Genomic DNA, 16851 nt, shown 5'->3' with positions numbered 1-16851 from the left:
TTTATGATTTTTCTAATATTTTTGTTAGTACCAATTGTGCTGCATACGTTCTATTATTAGCTTGCTCAATAACCAAAGAGTTTTTACTATCAATTACAGCATCATCTACAACAACATTTCTTCTTACTGGTAAGCAATGCATAAATTTTGCTTCATTAGTTAACTCCATCTTTTCTTGAGTCATTTTCCATGAGAGATCGTTGTCCAATGTTTTACCGTAGTCTTGATAAGAACTCCAATTCTTGATATATACAAAGTCTGCATCTTTTAATGCATTTTTCTGGTTGTAATCAATAGGCACCTGCTTAGTAATATGACTGGCTAACTCAAATCCCACAGGGTGGGTGATTACAAAATTTGCATCCATATGTTGCATCATCTCTACAAAAGAATTAGCAACTGCCTGTGGTAAGGCTTTTGGATGTGGTGCCCATGATAGTACAACCTTTGGTTTTTTATTTTTTTGATTCTCTGTAATTGTTATAGCATCTGTCAATGCTTGTAATGGATGTCCTGTAGCACTCTCCATATTAATTACAGGAATTGTACTGTGTTTTATAAAACTTTTAAGAACTTTCTCATTATAATCATCTTCTCTATTTTCTAGTTTTGCAAATGCACGTATTCCTAATACATCACAATATTGAGATACTACTTGTGCTGCTTCTTTTATATGCTCAGAATTTCCTTGATTCATAACGATCCCATCTCCATACTCCAACGACCATCCTTCTCCCGTAAAATTCATTACTATGACATTCATTCCTAAATTTAATGCTGCTTTTTGCGTGCTAAGTCGAGTACGTAAACTGGGATTAAAAAATAATAATCCAATGGTTTTATCTCTTCCCAAGTTTTTACCTGATAAAGGATCTTTTTTTATTTTTATAGCTTCGTCTACCCAATCAGGTAATGAATCAATATCTTGTATGGAAAAGTAATTATTCATTTATTTTTCTTCTATTTTATTGGTATTATTATTTTTTCGGGGTGCTGTTTAAGATTGCTCTCAAAAGATATTTTTGTAAACGGTTTTTTATCTTGAATGGCATCTATTATAAAGTTATCATTCACTCCATTTACTATCCATGTTTCTATATTTGCTTTTTGAGCAATTTGCGCGGCTTCTATTTTAGATTTCATTCCCCCCGTGCCATGAGTAGAAATAGAGGTTACTACTTCTTCTTCTAATGACGCTACATCAACTACATGACTAATAGTTTGGTATGCGTTATTATGTACTGATTCTTTTGTATAAATTCCATCAGTATTTGTTGCTATAACCAATAAATCGGCATCTAATAGTGAAGCTGTAAGCCCTGCTAGTTTATCATTATCCCCAAATTGAATCTCATCTGTAGCAACCGTGTCATTCTCATTGATAATTGGGATATAATTATTTGCCAGTAGCACATTGATTGTATTTATTATATTTTGCTGAGATTGTTCTTTTTCGAAATCTGAATATGATAATAAACATTGTGATGTCAACAATCCTAAATCTCTAAAGCTTTCCTGAAATATGCGCATCAAATGTGGTTGACCTATTGATGCCAATGCTTGTTTTACATTAATAGCAACGCCATTACTTTCTAGATTTACAAATTGTTTTGCTACTGCAATTGCTCCAGAGCTTACTATCACAAATTCATAAGTATCTTGCAAAACCATAATTTGACGCCCTATATCTTCTATTTTACCTCTAGAGATATGGTTTGTTTCTTTGGTTAAGACATTGGATCCCAACTTAAGTACAATTCTTTTTTTATCTAATTTGCCCATCGCCATGTATATACCATTTATTGGTTACCAAATGTTGGAGCCCTATTGGTCCTCTTTGATGTAATTTATCTGTGCTTATTGCTAGTTCTCCCCCTAGGCCCAGCTGAAAACCATCTGTAAATCGAGTAGATGCATTATGATATACCGCGGCACAATCTACAGAAGACATAAAGGTTTGTGCTACAGATTGATTTCTGGTTATAATAGCAGCCGAATGCCCTCCACTATACGTATTAATTTTTGAAATTGCTTCTGGAGTATCTTCTGTTTCTCCTATTACAATTTTATAACCTAAGAATTCTTCATTCCATACGGTATCTTTTTCTATCTGCTTTACTTCTTCATATTTTGATAAAGAGCTATCTCCTAGTATTTCAATCTTATAATTCTTAAGTGTAGTAATAAGGTTATTTACAAAGTCTTCTTTATTAGGCAGATTTTTATCAATCAATACTTTATCAATAGCGTTACACGCAGAAACTTTATTGGTTTTACCATTGATTATATTATCAAGAGCCAATCCTCTATCTGCTTCCTCATGCACATACACAAAATTATTACCCCTACCACTTACTATAACTGGGCAAGAGGCATGATTTTTAACGAAATGGATTAGTTTTTCTCCTCCTCTAGGGACAATCAAATCTATCTTTTGAGTTGGTTTTTCTAAAAACTCCTGAGTTCTTTGTCTATTGTAATCAAGATACTCAATCCACTCAGTAGTCACATTATTCTGTGATAAAGCTTGATGCCAAAGGTTTACAATTTCTAGATTAGAGTTTACTGATTCTTTACCTCCTTTAAGCAAAATTTTGTTTCCTGATTTAAAAGCAATTCCAGCCGCCTCAACAGTTACATCTGGTCTGGATTCATAAATAATTAATACAGTACCAAAAGAGGCAGTCTTATTAAACACTTCCATACCATTTTCATGAATAAACCGAAATCGCTCTACTCCTATTGGATCTTCTTGTTTTGATAATTGCATCAATGCTGCAATCATACCTTCTATCTTATCTTGATTCACTTTGAGACGATCTTGCATAGCTAGATCATCACCAGAATAATTTTGTATGTCTTTTATATTTGCTCTAATAATTGAATCTCTATTTTGATTCACAAGAGTGATCATACTTTCTAATACAGAGTTTCTTTGTGATATGCTTAATGATATATTCATAATTCGACTTTTTCTGCTTGCGTTACATTTTGTAATGCTTGGATAAGTTGATCTATTTCTTTTTTCCCTATTGTCAAAGGCGGTAGTATTCTTATTAGTTTTTTATTCATAGCTCCTCCTGTAAAAATACGTTGCTCATAAATCATTTTTTTTCGTAGTTCGCTGACTTCATAATCAAACTCTATTCCTAGCATCAGTCCTCTCCCTTTTACTTTTTGCACTCTTGGCAATTGACCTATTTGTGACATAAAATATTCTCCTGTTAACTTTGCATTATCAATAAGGTTTTCTGATTCGATCACCTCTAAAACTGCTAGTGCTGCGGCACAGGCAAGATGATTTCCCCCAAAGGTTGTTCCCAGCATTCCATGATTAGGTTCTATATGCGGTGCTATCAATACTCCTCCTATAGGAAAACCATTACCCATGCCTTTTGCTATAGTTATAATATCTGGTGTAATCTCATGATATTGATGTGCAAAAAATTTACCGCTTCGTCCATACCCCGATTGTATTTCATCTAAGATTAGAATCACATCAAATTCCTTACATAAGAATTCTAATTCCTTAAAGAATTCAGTAGTTCCTTCATCGAGTCCTCCTACTCCTTGTATCGGTTCTATTATAATTGCACATACTCCTCCTTTTTGTAACTCGTCTTTCACCAATTCGATTTTATTTAATGGTAAAAAAGTGACATCTTGTTGCGAATTTATTGGGGCATTGATACTTTGGTTATCTGTAGCAGCAACGGCGGCAGAGGTTCTTCCGTGAAAACCATTGTTAAATGCAATAACTCTTGATTTCCCTGTATAGAAAGAAGCTAGTTTTAATGCATTTTCATTTGCTTCTGCTCCAGAGTTACACAAAAACAACTGATAGTCTTCATACCCTGATAATTTGCCTAACTTATTGGCTAACTTGTTTTGCAAACTGTTTTGAACAGCATTTGAGTAAAATCCTATTTTTTCTAATTGCTCTTTTACTTTTTTTATATAATATGGATGAGAGTGACCTATAGAGATTACTGCATGACCTCCATACATATCTAAATATTCTTTGCCGTTTTTATCTACTACAATACAATCAAATGCATTCACTGGTTCTACATTATACAATGGGTATACATCAAATGGTTTCATACTATTGTTGTTTTGTTGGTTAATAATTAATAATAAATAGGTATATAAGTATTGATCAACTGACGACTATAAATAATCTTTTATTTTATCGTATTTATTTTTTCATAGGAGGCCATAACTCCTTTTATTACAGAGGAACTCAACCCTTGATGTTCCATTTCGTTTAATCCTTCTATAGTACATCCTTGAGGTGTTGTAACTTTATCAATCTCTCGTTCAGGATGTGTTCCGTTTTCTGCTACTAATGTTGCTGCTCCTATTGCTGTTTGTACAGCTATTATTTGTGCTTCATGAGGGTGAAACCCCATTTGTATTCCTCCTTGTATCATTGCTCTGAGAAACCTTAGAAAAAAAGCAATGCCACTTGCTCCTAATACTGTTGCTGCTTGCATTAATCTTTCTTCTATAACCAAAGTTTCACCTATGGTATCAAACATTTTCTGTACCGTTTCTAACTCTGCTTTTACATCTTCATTTGCTGCAATACAGGTCATTGATAATTTTTTGGAGGCTCCTGTGTTTGGCATTACCCTTACAACTTTATTATTGGGTACAATAGCGTTTATTTCTTCTATTGAAGTACCTGTTACTGTCGATATCAAAATCTGATTTGGCGTAATTTTATCTTTGATCTCTTTTAATACTTCGTTAAGTTGTCTTGGTTGAACACAAAGTATTATCCATTTTACAGCTTCTATAGATTCAATTATATTTTGTGATGTGGATACTCCTAATTTTTCTTTAACTTCTATTAGATTGTATTTTGATTTATCAACTACGGTAATATTATTAGTTTCAAATAAATCACTATCTGCTAATCCAGAGATTATTGATTTACCTAGATTCCCTCCTCCAATAATTGTTATTTTATTCATCTTAGTTCTTATTTTTTGGTTCTCAGTATGACAAATTTTTATGTTTTAAATACATACTTAAATAAGCTTGATATTCTCTATAATTAGAATGCACTTGCTTTTAACCCTAATCCTACTTTTTCTTCAAGTCCAAACATTAAGTTCATATTATGAATAGCTTGCCCTGATGCTCCTTTAATCAAATTATCGATTACTGAAGTGATTAATACCATTTCATTTTTTTTACTGATATGTAGTATACATTTATTAGTATTTACAACTTGTTTCAGGTGAATATCTTGATCAGAGATTATAGTAAATTCTGCATCTTTATAAAAAGAGGTATACAATTCTTTTGCCTCTGCTTCAGTTCCTTTATATTTTGTATACATAGTAGCATAAATACCTTTGCTAAAATTTCCTCGATTAGGAATAAAGAAAATGGGGGATTCAAAATCTGATTGTACTTGCTTGATACTTTGTTCTATTTCGCCTAAATGTTGATGAGAAAATACTTTATAGCTAGAAAAATTATTATCTCTCCAACTAAAGTGGGTTGTTGCTCCTGGCATCACTCCTGCTCCAGTACTTCCTGTTGTTGCATTGATATGTATTGTATCAGTTAACTGCCCAGAAAAAGCTAAAGGTAATATCCCTAGTTGAATTGCTGTTGCAAAACATCCTGGGTTTGCTATGTTCTGTGCAGATTGAATTTTTTCTTTATTCAATTCAGGAAGTCCATATACAAAATGTCTATTTAAATATTCTTTATCTTGATTCAGTCTAAAATCATTTCCCAAATCTATGATTTTGGTAGTGGTAGAGAATGTGTGATTTGCTAGAAATGATTTTGACCTACCGTGCCCCAAACACAAAAACAATACATCTATAGAAGGGTTTATTGTATCTGTAAATATTAGATTCGTTTCTCCTATCAAATCAGGATGTTGTTTATCAACCCTACTCCCTGCATTTGTAGTACTGTATACAAAATCTAATACTACCTGAGGGTGATGTATTAATAATCTCAGTAATTCTCCTGCTGTATATCCTGATCCTCCTATAATTCCTACGTTTATCATAGTTGATTTTCATTTACGTTGTGATAAATTTTATTTGCATTACCATAGATTTTTATAAACCCTTTGGCTTCATCAGATGTCCACGAATTATTCATTTCCCCGTATTGCCCAAAATCAGATTTCATCATATCATGATCCGATGCCACTCCTTCTAGTGTAAAATGATATGGTTTTAATTTTACTGTTACATCGCCTGTAACAGATTTTTGGGCATCCTCCATAAATACCTCTATATTTCTCATTACGGGGTCTAAATAATTTCCTTCATGCAACAGCATCCCATACCAATTGGCTAATTGTTCTTTCCAATATTGCTGCCATTTGGTTAATACATGTTTTTCTAATAAATGATGCGCTTTGATAATAACCATAGGTGCTGCTGCTTCAAATCCTACTCTTCCTTTAATTCCTATAATGGTATCACCTACATGAGTATCTCTACCAATAGCAAAAGCACTTGCTATTTCTTCTAATTTTTGTATATTCTTAACTGGAGTATCTTTACTTCCATTCAAACCTACCAGTTCACCTTTATCAAAATTTAAAGTAATTGTTTCTTCTGTTTGTTTTTCTAATTGACTTGGATATGCAGTTCCTGGTAATGCACTATGAGAAGTAAGGGTTTCTTTGCCTCCTACACTGGTTCCCCAAATACCTTTATTGATAGAATATTGTGCTTTTTCCCAACTATAATGTACTCCATGTTTTTCTAAATAGGCAACCTCATCTTGTCTAGAGAGTTTTAAATCTCGTATAGGTGTAATAATTTCAATATCGGGAGCCAAAGTCTGAAAAATTACATCAAATCTAATCTGATCATTTCCCGCTCCTGTACTACCATGTGCTATATATTTTGCTCCTACTTTTTTGGCATAATTAATTACTTCTATTGCTTGAAAAATTCTTTCGGCACTCACAGATAAAGGATATGTATTATTTTTTAATACATTTCCATAAATCAGATATTTGATTGCTTTTTCATAAAATTCATTTAATATGGTTTTATTGATATGAGATGAGCTCCCTAACTCATATGCTCGTTCTTTTATATCCTCTAATTCTTTTTCAGAAAAACCTCCTGTATTTACCAAAATGGTATGTACTTTCAGTTTTTTCTCATGCATAAGATATTTTACACAATATGAGGTGTCTAATCCTCCACTATAGGCTAATACTACTTTTTCCATAACAATTGTCTATTGCTTGCAAGCATTGTTTGCTTAATTTTTTTTAATCTTTTTAATACTGGTTTTTTATACCATTTTACTTTTTTCTTTGCTTGTTGTAATGGATCATACAACATTCCTGTACATAAACACATCTTGTGATCTTTTGAGGTCAGAATATTAAAATTTGTACATGTTTTGCATCCTTCCCAAAACTTAGGATCATCTGTTAATTCTGAAAACGTCACTGGTTTATACCCTAAATCTGAATTAATTTTCATTACAGCTAATCCAGTTGTAATCCCAAATACTTTTGATTCAGGATACTTTTTTAATGAGTAATTAAATGTAAATTCTTTAATCTTTTTTGCTAATCCTTGATTTCTAAAATCTGGATGTACTATTAATCCAGAATGAGCCACATACTTCTCATGCCCCCATACTTCGATATAACAAAAGCCTGCAAATTTTCCTCCTGATATTGCTATAATCGCATTTCTATTTTGCATTTTAGTTTGAATATATTCTGGAGTACGTTTGGCAATACCTGTACCTCTTACTTTAGCTGAATCTGCAATTACTTTGCATATTTCTTCAGCATAACAGAAATGGGTCTCATTTGCAATTATGATTTCTACTTTTTTCATCTGCTCGCCTTTACTTGTTTTTTAATGCACAGATAAAATTTGTTGTATTGCACTTTTTGATCACTATCAAATATATTTTTACATCTCATTTCATAAACGAATTACGCTTACCAAAAAAGCTTACCTATTAAAATTGATTTTGATTGTTTTGAATTCTTATTGATAGATATGATTTACAAATCATCTTACTAATGATATGTATTGATACCATTTTGTATAAAAGAAACTGCTATAACAGTTTTTCTAATAAATGATTTTTATCAAATGAATTCTATGTCTCTAGGGGAAGTAGGGCGCACCTACTTCAAAAGAAGATTAGACCCCCAAGGGGCGACGAAAGCGGCGTGTAGGAATAGTTCTACTCCATACTACTTTGTTCACTGATTGAACATTAACTTCTAAATAAATATTTTGTACCGTTTTCATAATAGTAACTCTAAATCGTCGGCCGTAGCCCCTTTCGTTAACTAGATGATACAATATTACATAAAAAAGTAATACCTAAGATTAATTATATGTAAAAACTATATAACTTTTAAGGTTTTACTAAAAAAATATAGTTTTGATTACTGATATGATATTTTATTACTCATTTTTATCATATAAAAAGCTGATCATCATCCTATAAAACAATAAAGGCAGCTATAAAAGCTACCTTTACTATAATTATCGTTGATATATTCTATTGCTTATCCACCAATAGTAAATAGAAGACCTACATTTACGGTAAAATCACTTACATTAATTTCATTTACTCCACTTCCTATTTTACCTGCATTTAAGTATGTTGCGTTTACATTAAGAACTCCATATTTAAAACCTAGAGCGGGACGAAAAGCAAAATTAGATGTACTTGCAATCACTTCTACATCAGTACCTGCTGTTTCTATGTCTACAGACCCCACACTTGTAAGACCAAGCGCTAGACTTCCATAAGGTCTGAAACCTTCTTTCTTAAAATAATAGCGCCCATTCACTAAGTAACTTCCTAAAGCTACAGCTCCATAAGACAATTCACCAGCAGTTGTATTGAGATCACCACCCACTAGAAAATCTCCCTGATACACAAGTGAAACATCGATGTCTTCAGTTACACCGTATCCTATTTCTAAATTTCCAGAAAAACCTCCATCAGTCATATCTGCAATATCTCCTGAAGGGATAGCATATCCAAGACCAAAACCTAATTTAACTTGTGCATTTGTAGCAGTCATTCCTAATAAAGTTACTGCTGCTAATAATAAAAAATTTCTCATAATTGAACTATTAATTTATGTTGAGTATCGTACTAACCAATTATCAGACCAAAATTGAAATACAGTTGGTGTATTAACTATTAAATTTATACAAAAAACTACTAGAATTCACATAACACATTATAAAACAAAATCTTACTTAACTCAAATTATTTTTATTTTTTTTACAAAATTAGGAAGCTCCACATTGTAAAATTTGTTTTTTTAAAACAACTCAACCCTAATAAGGATCACTTTCCTTATTTGAAGTGATCTTTTCTTTTATTAATTTTATTGGTCATTATCTTTTTTATTACCAATTTATTAAGAACTCTCCTAAAGTTAACACCCATAAAAAACCAATATAAACAACTCAAAAACAGAATTTTACAAAAAAAACATCTTTTAAAATTTTGTTACTATTAACGACTAAAAACATAATTTATAGTTAATATACTACTTATCAAATAATTAACTCTAAACCTTCAGTAGCTTTAAGCTTATTAACTCAAATTAAATATACTCACAAATGAAAAAAAAATGTTTCACAATTGCACTTTCCTTACTTTTAGGAATGAGCATCAAGGCCCAGATTAGTGAAGGTGGCACTCCACGCTTTGCTACAGAAAATGTTTCAAAATCAAGTGGTATACCTAAGGTAACCATGCCCAAAATTGATTTTAAGAAATTACAGGAAGAAGATCTGCGAGATGAAGGTAAAAACATTGCTTATCGATTTGCTTATGGACATGATGTACATTTCAACACAAAGAACTCGGGGAAATGGTATACAGATGCTCAAGGTAATAAGTTTTGGTTATTAACCATTTATTCTCAAGGGGCTAAATCTCTCAATTTTACTTTTTCTGATTTTTACATCCCTGAAGGTGCAAAACTATTTATTTACAACAAGGATCGTTCTGATATTAGAGGTGCTTTTACCTCTCAAAACAATCATGAGTCCAGGATTTTTAGTACAGCGCCAATCAAGGGTGATCAAATTACTATAGAATATTATCAACCTAATACTGTCGTAGAAATTCCAACATTACAAATAGAATCGGTAGCTCATGACTACATGGATATTTTTGGTATTGCAAAAGCGATAGGTCGCTCAGAAGCAAAAGATTTTAATAGCTCTGGTGATTGTAATATTAATGTAAACTGCCCTCAAGGTAGCCAATGGAAAGATCAAATTAATTCTGTTGCCCTTGTTGTAACTGATAAAGGGAAACGGTTTTGTTCTGGTTCTCTACTTAATAATGAAAAAAATGATGGGACTCCATATTTTATAACCGCTTATCACTGTTCTGATAGTTTTCAACAAACCACTAATATAAAATCCTGGGTATTTGTATTTAATTATCAATCTCCTAATTGTAACAGTACTGATGCTCCTAACGCATTTAGAGATTATTCTATATCTGGTTCTACGGTATTGGCTAATGGTAAAAAAGATAAATTGGGACAGATTGGGCATAAAGAAGATTATTTATTAGTACAACTATCAAAAACTCCACCACTTAGCTATAATGTATATTATAACGGTTGGGATGCTTCAACAAATGTTCCAACACAATCGGTAGGGATACATCATCCAGTAGGAGATATAAAAAAGATATCGATTGATAGAGACCCTGCTACAATAGGTTCACCTACACCTTTTGATACTAAAAACAAAGATCATTTTAAAATTATGTGGGATAAGGACATGGGGATCACACAATCTGGTTCTTCTGGATCTCCTTTATTCAATCAAAATAAACGTTTTGTTGGGCATTTAGAAAGAGGGGAATCTGGTTGTAATCTTCCTTTTGAAACTAACGACTCTTATTTACGATTCAACAGGGTCTATCCTTTCTTAAAAAAATGGTTAGCACCAACTCAAAATATAACATCACTTAATGGGCGAAAAGGTAGTGCAAATGGTGTTGACCCAAGAAGGAGAACATTACACAAAACTTCCAATAATACTGTTACAATTCACCCAAACCCAGCACAACATACCCTATTTGTAAACACTGTAACAGAACATATCAAAATTAAAACCATATACATTCTTGATATTACAGGGAAAATAATCAAAAAAGTTCCTGTTAGTAAAACTCCAACCTCTAATACTCAATTAGAAATTTCTGTAGAAAAATTACCGAAAGGCAACTATTTTTTAAAAATTACTAAAGAAGATAATTCTTCTACTACTAAGAAGTTTGTCATTTCCAAATAATATTTATTGAATACAATACAAAAGCGCCTCTATTCTAGAATAGAGGCGCTTTATTTACAGCTAATAACTATGTTTTGTTATACCAAAAATTGAAACAAATCAGGTTTATCATTTAGATAATCCCCGAAAAAGTTAAGTTCTTTCATTCTGGTAATTAGCGGTTGTAAATCTTTTTTATCTTTTAATTCTATTCCTACTACAGCTGGTCCGTTTTCTCTACTTGATTTTTTTGAATATTCAAAATGAGTGATATCATCATTTGCCCCCAGTACTTCTCCTACAAATTGTTTTAATGCTCCTGCCCGTTGTGGAAAACGAACAATAAAATAATGCTTTAAATCTGCATACAACAATGCTCGTTCTTTGATTTCTTCGGTACGAGTAATATCATTATTACTCCCACTTACAATACAGACTACATTTTTTCCTTTGATTTTGTCTTTATAAAACTCTAATGCAGCTAGCGTTAATGCGCCCGCAGGTTCTACAACAATTGCGTCTCTATTATACAAATCCAAAATTGTTTGACATACCAACCCTTCGGGCACTGTATACATATCAGATAAAGCAGATTTACAGATATCAAAATTATAGTCTCCTACTTTTTGCACTGCTGCTCCATCAATAAACTTATCAATTTCTGCTAGTTCTGTATTCTTATTATTTTGTAATGAGGTAAACATAGAAGGTGCTCCTTCTGGTTCTACACCTATAATCTTTGTTTGCGGTGATAATGCATGTATTGCTCCGCATAAACCAGAAGCCAATCCTCCTCCTCCAATAGCCACAAATATATAATCTATTGAATTCTCTGATTGTTCTATAATTTCTAACCCTATTGTTCCTTGTCCTTCTATAGTTTTAGGATCATCAAAAGGGTGTACAAATGTTTTTCCTTCGGCATTACATATTGCCATTGCGGCTTTATATGAATCATCAAATGTATCTCCTTCAAGTACAATTTTTACATGATCTCCTCCAAACATTTGAGTTTGAGCTACTTTTTGCTTTGGTGTAACAGAAGGCATATAAATGGTACCTTCTATCTCTAAATGGTTACACGCAAATGCAACGCCTTGCGCATGGTTTCCTGCACTAGCACAAACCACTCCTTTTGCCAGTTCCTCTTTGCTTAAAGAACTTATTTTATTAAATGCTCCTCTAATCTTATAGGAGCGTACACGCTGAAGATCTTCTCGTTTCAATAAAACATTGGCTTCATATCTACGAGAGTATCTAATACTATTCATAAGTGGAGTAACCATTGCCACTTCTTTTATGGTAGAAGCCGCTTTTTGTATATCTTCCAATTGAGGGAAATATGTGGTGGTTATAGTACTCATATCCTAAGCTTACTATTATATATTGTTATTCATGTCTGGTTGGTTACTCCCTACATTATTATTTTTAATTTCTGGCCAGCCAGAATCTATCAAAGACTACACAATACACATCTTAAAACTTCAACAGATTCGGCCAGACAAATAATTTCAATTACACTATTGGTTTCATCGCAGTCATAGATGCTCTCAACCTATCTCCAATGGTTTCTATTGGGTGATTTCTAAGTCTTGTGTTTACTTCTATGAGCTTTGCATTGTCTACTTCATTACTTTGATTTTTATCATATGCAGTACCAATAACATCTGTATCAATTTTTTTCATAAAATCTGCTAATAATGGTTTACAAGCATGATCAAACAAGTAGCATCCATACTCTGCTGTATCAGAAATAACACGATTCATTTCGAATAATTTTTTACGAGCAATGGTGTTTGCTATCAATGGGGTTTCATGTAATGATTCATAGTATGCTGATTCTTCTATAATTCCTGAGTCTGTCATTGCTTCAAAAGCTAGCTCTACCCCTGCTCTTACAAAAGCTACCATCAATACTCCATGATCATAAAACTCTTGTTCAGAGATTTCAACATCTCCTGCTGGCGTTTTTTCGAATGCTGTTTCGCCCGTTGCGGCTCTCCAAGACAATAAGTTTTTATCATCATTCGCCCAATCTTCCATCATTGTTTTAGAAAAATACCCTTTCATAATGTCATCCATATGTTTTTGAAACAAAGGACGCATGATATCTTTTAACTCTTCAGAAAGTTCAAATGCTTTAATTTTTGAAGGATTTGACAATCGATCCATCATATTTGTTATTCCTCCATATTTCATTCCTTCTGTAATGGTTTCCCATCCATATTGAATTAATCTAGAGGCATACCCTGGGTCAATACCTTTTTCTACCATTTTATCAAAACAAAGGATAGATCCTGTTTGTAATAATCCACATAAAATGGTTTGCTCTCCCATAAGGTCAGATTTTACTTCGGCAACAAACGAAGATTCCAGTACTCCTGCTCTATGTCCACCTGTTCCAGCAGCATAGGCTTTTGCTTGATCAAAACCATGTCCCTGAGGGTCGTTTTCAGGATGCACTGCTATCAATGTAGGTACTCCAAATCCTCTTTTGTACTCTTCTCTTACTTCTGATCCTGGACATTTTGGTGCGACCATAATTACAGTAAGATCATCACGTACCTGCATACCTTCTTCTACAATATTAAAGCCATGTGAGTATGATAATGTAGCTCCTTTTTTCATCAAAGGCATTACTGCATTTACTACTTGTGTATGTTGCTTATCTGGTGTCAAATTAATAACTACATCTGCCTTAGGAACTAATTCTTCATAGGTTCCTACATTGAATCCGTTCTCTGATGCATTTTTAAAAGACTGTCTTTTTTCTTTGATCGCTGCTTCACGTAATGCGTATGAAATATCCAAACCAGAATCTCTCATATTCAATCCTTGATTTAATCCTTGTGCTCCACATCCTACGATCACTATTTTTTTTCCTTTTAGTGCTTCTACTCCGCCAGAAAACTCTTCTGGTTGCATGAATCTACACTTTCCTAACTGGGTTAATTGATCTCTTAATGATAGCGTATTAAAATAATTTGCCATTGCTTTTAATTTGTTGTGATTTCCGCGAGGAAATTTGGTTTAATTTTGATTTTAGTTGTTTTATTTTTAATTGTATATATCAATTATTTTTTGAGAACTTATATCTCTTTATACAAGTTCTTCTTCTATTCCAAAGTTCTCTAGTATTTTAGAAATATGCATTTTCTGTTTTGTGATAGAAATTCTACCTGATCTTACAAACTGCATTAAACCATATGGTTCTAATTGATTATATAACTCTTCTACATCTCTACGTCTTCCTGTCTTTTCTAATACAAAAAACTCTGGGGTTACTGTAACGATGTTAGCATTGCTATCTTTAATTACGTTTTGGATTTTACGTTCTTCAAATAATAATTTTGAAGCAATTTTATACAATGCCGTTTCTTGATAAATCGTTTCATCATCTTTATGATAAAAAGCTTTGATTACTTCTATCTGCTTTTCTATTTGACCGATTATCTTTTTTACTTGTTCTTCTGTAATACTTACTACAATTGTAAAACGAAAAACATCTTTGATTTCTGATACCGATGCAGTAAAACTTTCTAGGTTGATATGACGCCTCAAAAATATTGCAGAAATCCTATTCAACAGTCCTATATTATTCTCGGTATATACTGATATGGTATAATTTTCTTTTTTCATTACTGGTATATTGTATCATTGTATATGGATTCCGGTTCTATTCGGAACACCTCATTTATTACTCTAATCTTACGTCTGAAACTGATGCTCCTGTTGGAATCATAGGGAATACATTATTTTCTTTCTCTACACATACTTCTAAAAAGTACGGTTCTTTGCATGCAATCATTTCTGCTATTGCTTCTTGCAAATTTTCTCTTTTGGTTATTCTGGTTGATTTGATATGATACCCTTCTGCTATTTTTACAAAATCTGGATTTACCATTTCTGTAGAAGCATATCTTTTATCAAAAAATAATTGTTGCCACTGGCGTACCATACCAAGAAAATCATTATTTAAAACAACAATTTTTACTGGTATTTTAGTTTGAAAAATAGTTCCTAGCTCTTGTATTGTCATCTGGTAACCACCATCTCCTATAATTGCCACTACTTCTCTCTCTGGAGTTCCCATTTTGGCTCCAATAGCTGCTGGCAATGCAAATCCCATTGTGCCTAATCCTCCTGAGGTTATATTACTTTTGGATTGGGTAAATTCTGCATATCTACAAGCAATCATCTGGTGTTGCCCTACATCTGATACAATAACAGCATCTCCTCCTGTTTCTTGATTAATTCCTCTTATGACTTCTCCCATAGATAATCCATCTTTATCAGGGAACAACTCATTTTTGATCACCTTATCATATTCTATTGCATCATATTTTCTATATTCCTGTAGCCAAGAATCGTGTGTGTTGGGTTGCACCAAAGGAAGTAATTGAGCTAGGGTATTTTTTACATTTCCCATAACTGCTACATCTGCTTTTACATTTTTATTTACCTCTGCTGGATCAATTTCAAAATGTATGACTTTGGCTTGTTTTGCATAGGTTTCCAAATTACCTGTCACTCGATCGTCAAATCGCATTCCTATGGCTAATAACAAATCACATTCATTTGTCAACTTATTAGGGCCATAGTTACCATGCATTCCAACCATTCCCACATTAAGAGGGTGTTTTGTTGGTAATGCAGAAAGCCCCAAAATAGTCCATGCAGATGGTATTCCTGCTTTTTCTACAAAAGCCTTTAATTCTTCTTCTGCTTCTCCAAGGATTACTCCTTGACCAAAAACAATCATAGGTTTTTTGGAACTATTAATAAGTTTGGCCGCTTCTTTTATTGTACTTGGATCTGTTTTTGGCACAGGTTTATAACTTCGTACTCCTACACATTTTTCATATATAAAATCCAATTCTCCAAATTGTGCATCTTTTGTTATATCGATCAATACGGGTCCTGGTCTACCTGAGCGTGCTATATAAAAAGCTTTTGCTAATACAGAAGGGATATCCTCTGCTTTGGTAATCTGATGATTCCATTTGGTAATTGGGGTTGAGATTCCTATAATATCTGTTTCTTGAAAGGCATCTGATCCTAAAAGATGAGACCCTACTTGCCCTGTAATACATACCATAGGGGTAGAATCGATTTGTGCATCTGCAATCCCTGTTACAAAATTGGTAGCTCCTGGTCCTGAGGTAGCAAGTGCGACCCCTACTCTACCACTAGTTCTGGCATATCCTTGAGCTGCATGTGTTGCTCCTTGCTCATGTCTGGTTAATACATGATGTAACTGATCTTGATATTTATACAGTTCATCATACACAGGCATTATGGCTCCACCAGGATATCCATAAATTAAATCTACCCCTTCTGCCAATAGACACTGGATTACTGCTTCGGCACCTGTCATGCGTTTGTTTGACACTTTTGTTTCTTTTTTTAATGTTTCCGTTTGTGTTTCCATACACTCTTTTTTTAGAGACCAGACTTTTAGAAACTAGAGTCTAGGCTTTTTTTAGATTCTGATCTACACCAGAATGATAATTTATCGTTATCAGCATCAAATGCTATCTTTTTTGATTCCAGCATT

The 16851-nt window shown here is 33.0% G+C and carries 14 protein-coding genes; 1 reads left to right on the top strand and 13 read right to left on the bottom strand.

From position 1 onward, the window contains the following. Position 1: 1 nt before the first annotated feature. From DG508_RS12825 to DG508_RS12785, 9 genes are all read right to left on the bottom strand, one after another. Entirely contained in the window at positions 2 to 949 is a 948-nt protein-coding gene (locus DG508_RS12825; RefSeq protein ID WP_108868522.1) for an N-acetylornithine carbamoyltransferase, read from the bottom strand. A gap of 11 nt (positions 950 to 960) precedes the next feature. Then, a complete protein-coding gene (proB, locus tag DG508_RS12820) occupies positions 961 to 1782 on the bottom strand; it encodes a glutamate 5-kinase (protein WP_108868521.1) in 822 nt (273 codons plus the stop codon). Further along, positions 1766 to 2962, bottom strand: a complete 1197-nt coding sequence (locus tag DG508_RS12815; RefSeq protein WP_108868520.1) for a glutamate-5-semialdehyde dehydrogenase — start codon at positions 2960 to 2962, stop codon at positions 1766 to 1768. The genes proB and DG508_RS12815 overlap by 17 nt, the downstream gene beginning before the upstream one ends. Then, entirely contained in the window at positions 2959 to 4104 is a 1146-nt protein-coding gene (locus DG508_RS12810) for an aspartate aminotransferase family protein (RefSeq protein WP_108868519.1), read from the bottom strand. The genes DG508_RS12815 and DG508_RS12810 overlap by 4 nt, the downstream gene beginning before the upstream one ends. Before the next feature lie 80 nt (positions 4105 to 4184). Beyond that, the gene (proC, locus tag DG508_RS12805; protein WP_108868518.1) at positions 4185 to 4979 is read right to left on the bottom strand and encodes a pyrroline-5-carboxylate reductase; all 795 of its coding nucleotides are present in this window, start codon (positions 4977 to 4979) and stop codon (positions 4185 to 4187) included. An 83-nt stretch (positions 4980 to 5062) separates the two neighbouring features. Continuing rightward, positions 5063 to 6040: an N-acetyl-gamma-glutamyl-phosphate reductase gene (gene argC, locus DG508_RS12800; protein ID WP_108868517.1), complete on the bottom strand. Its 978-nt coding sequence runs from the start codon at positions 6038 to 6040 to the stop codon at positions 5063 to 5065. Continuing rightward, complete coding sequence (locus DG508_RS12795; RefSeq protein ID WP_108868516.1) at positions 6037 to 7227, bottom strand: argininosuccinate synthase; 1191 nt, start codon at positions 7225 to 7227, stop codon at positions 6037 to 6039. The genes argC and DG508_RS12795 overlap by 4 nt, the downstream gene beginning before the upstream one ends. Beyond that, positions 7215 to 7853: a GNAT family N-acetyltransferase gene (locus tag DG508_RS12790; RefSeq protein WP_103865949.1), complete on the bottom strand. Its 639-nt coding sequence runs from the start codon at positions 7851 to 7853 to the stop codon at positions 7215 to 7217. Before DG508_RS12790 ends, DG508_RS12795 begins: the two co-directional genes overlap by 13 nt. Before the next feature lie 689 nt (positions 7854 to 8542). After that, positions 8543 to 9109 (bottom strand): outer membrane beta-barrel protein, encoded by a 567-nt coding sequence (locus DG508_RS12785; protein WP_108868515.1) that lies wholly within the window; start codon positions 9107 to 9109, stop codon positions 8543 to 8545. A 508-nt stretch (positions 9110 to 9617) separates the two neighbouring features. Between DG508_RS12785 and DG508_RS12780 the strand changes: the two genes are divergently transcribed. Further along, positions 9618 to 11315 (top strand): T9SS type A sorting domain-containing protein, encoded by a 1698-nt coding sequence (locus tag DG508_RS12780; protein WP_108868514.1) that lies wholly within the window; start codon positions 9618 to 9620, stop codon positions 11313 to 11315. Between the two features lie 77 nt (positions 11316 to 11392). Here the strand turns inward: DG508_RS12780 and ilvA are convergent, their stop codons facing one another. The 4 genes from ilvA to ilvB all read right to left on the bottom strand — a co-directional run bounded on the left by ilvA (position 11393) and on the right by ilvB (position 16725). Continuing rightward, positions 11393 to 12658, bottom strand: coding sequence for a threonine ammonia-lyase IlvA (gene ilvA / locus DG508_RS12775; protein WP_108868513.1), 1266 nt, complete (start codon positions 12656 to 12658; stop codon positions 11393 to 11395). A 151-nt stretch (positions 12659 to 12809) separates the two neighbouring features. After that, positions 12810 to 14285, bottom strand: a complete 1476-nt coding sequence (gene ilvC, locus DG508_RS12770; protein ID WP_108868512.1) for a ketol-acid reductoisomerase — start codon at positions 14283 to 14285, stop codon at positions 12810 to 12812. Between the two features lie 108 nt (positions 14286 to 14393). Further along, a complete protein-coding gene (gene ilvN / locus DG508_RS12765) occupies positions 14394 to 14933 on the bottom strand; it encodes an acetolactate synthase small subunit (RefSeq protein WP_199185067.1) in 540 nt (179 codons plus the stop codon). A 58-nt stretch (positions 14934 to 14991) separates the two neighbouring features. Next, positions 14992 to 16725, bottom strand: coding sequence for a biosynthetic-type acetolactate synthase large subunit (ilvB, locus tag DG508_RS12760; RefSeq protein ID WP_108868510.1), 1734 nt, complete (start codon positions 16723 to 16725; stop codon positions 14992 to 14994). Between the last annotated feature and the right edge of the window lie 126 nt (positions 16726 to 16851).

Source organism: Aquimarina aquimarini, from assembly GCF_900299535.1.
GTDB classification, from domain to species: domain Bacteria; phylum Bacteroidota; class Bacteroidia; order Flavobacteriales; family Flavobacteriaceae; genus Aquimarina; species Aquimarina aquimarini.
The sequence above is the reverse complement of the archived record's forward strand: the minus strand, read 5'-3'. Positions and strand labels throughout refer to the sequence as shown.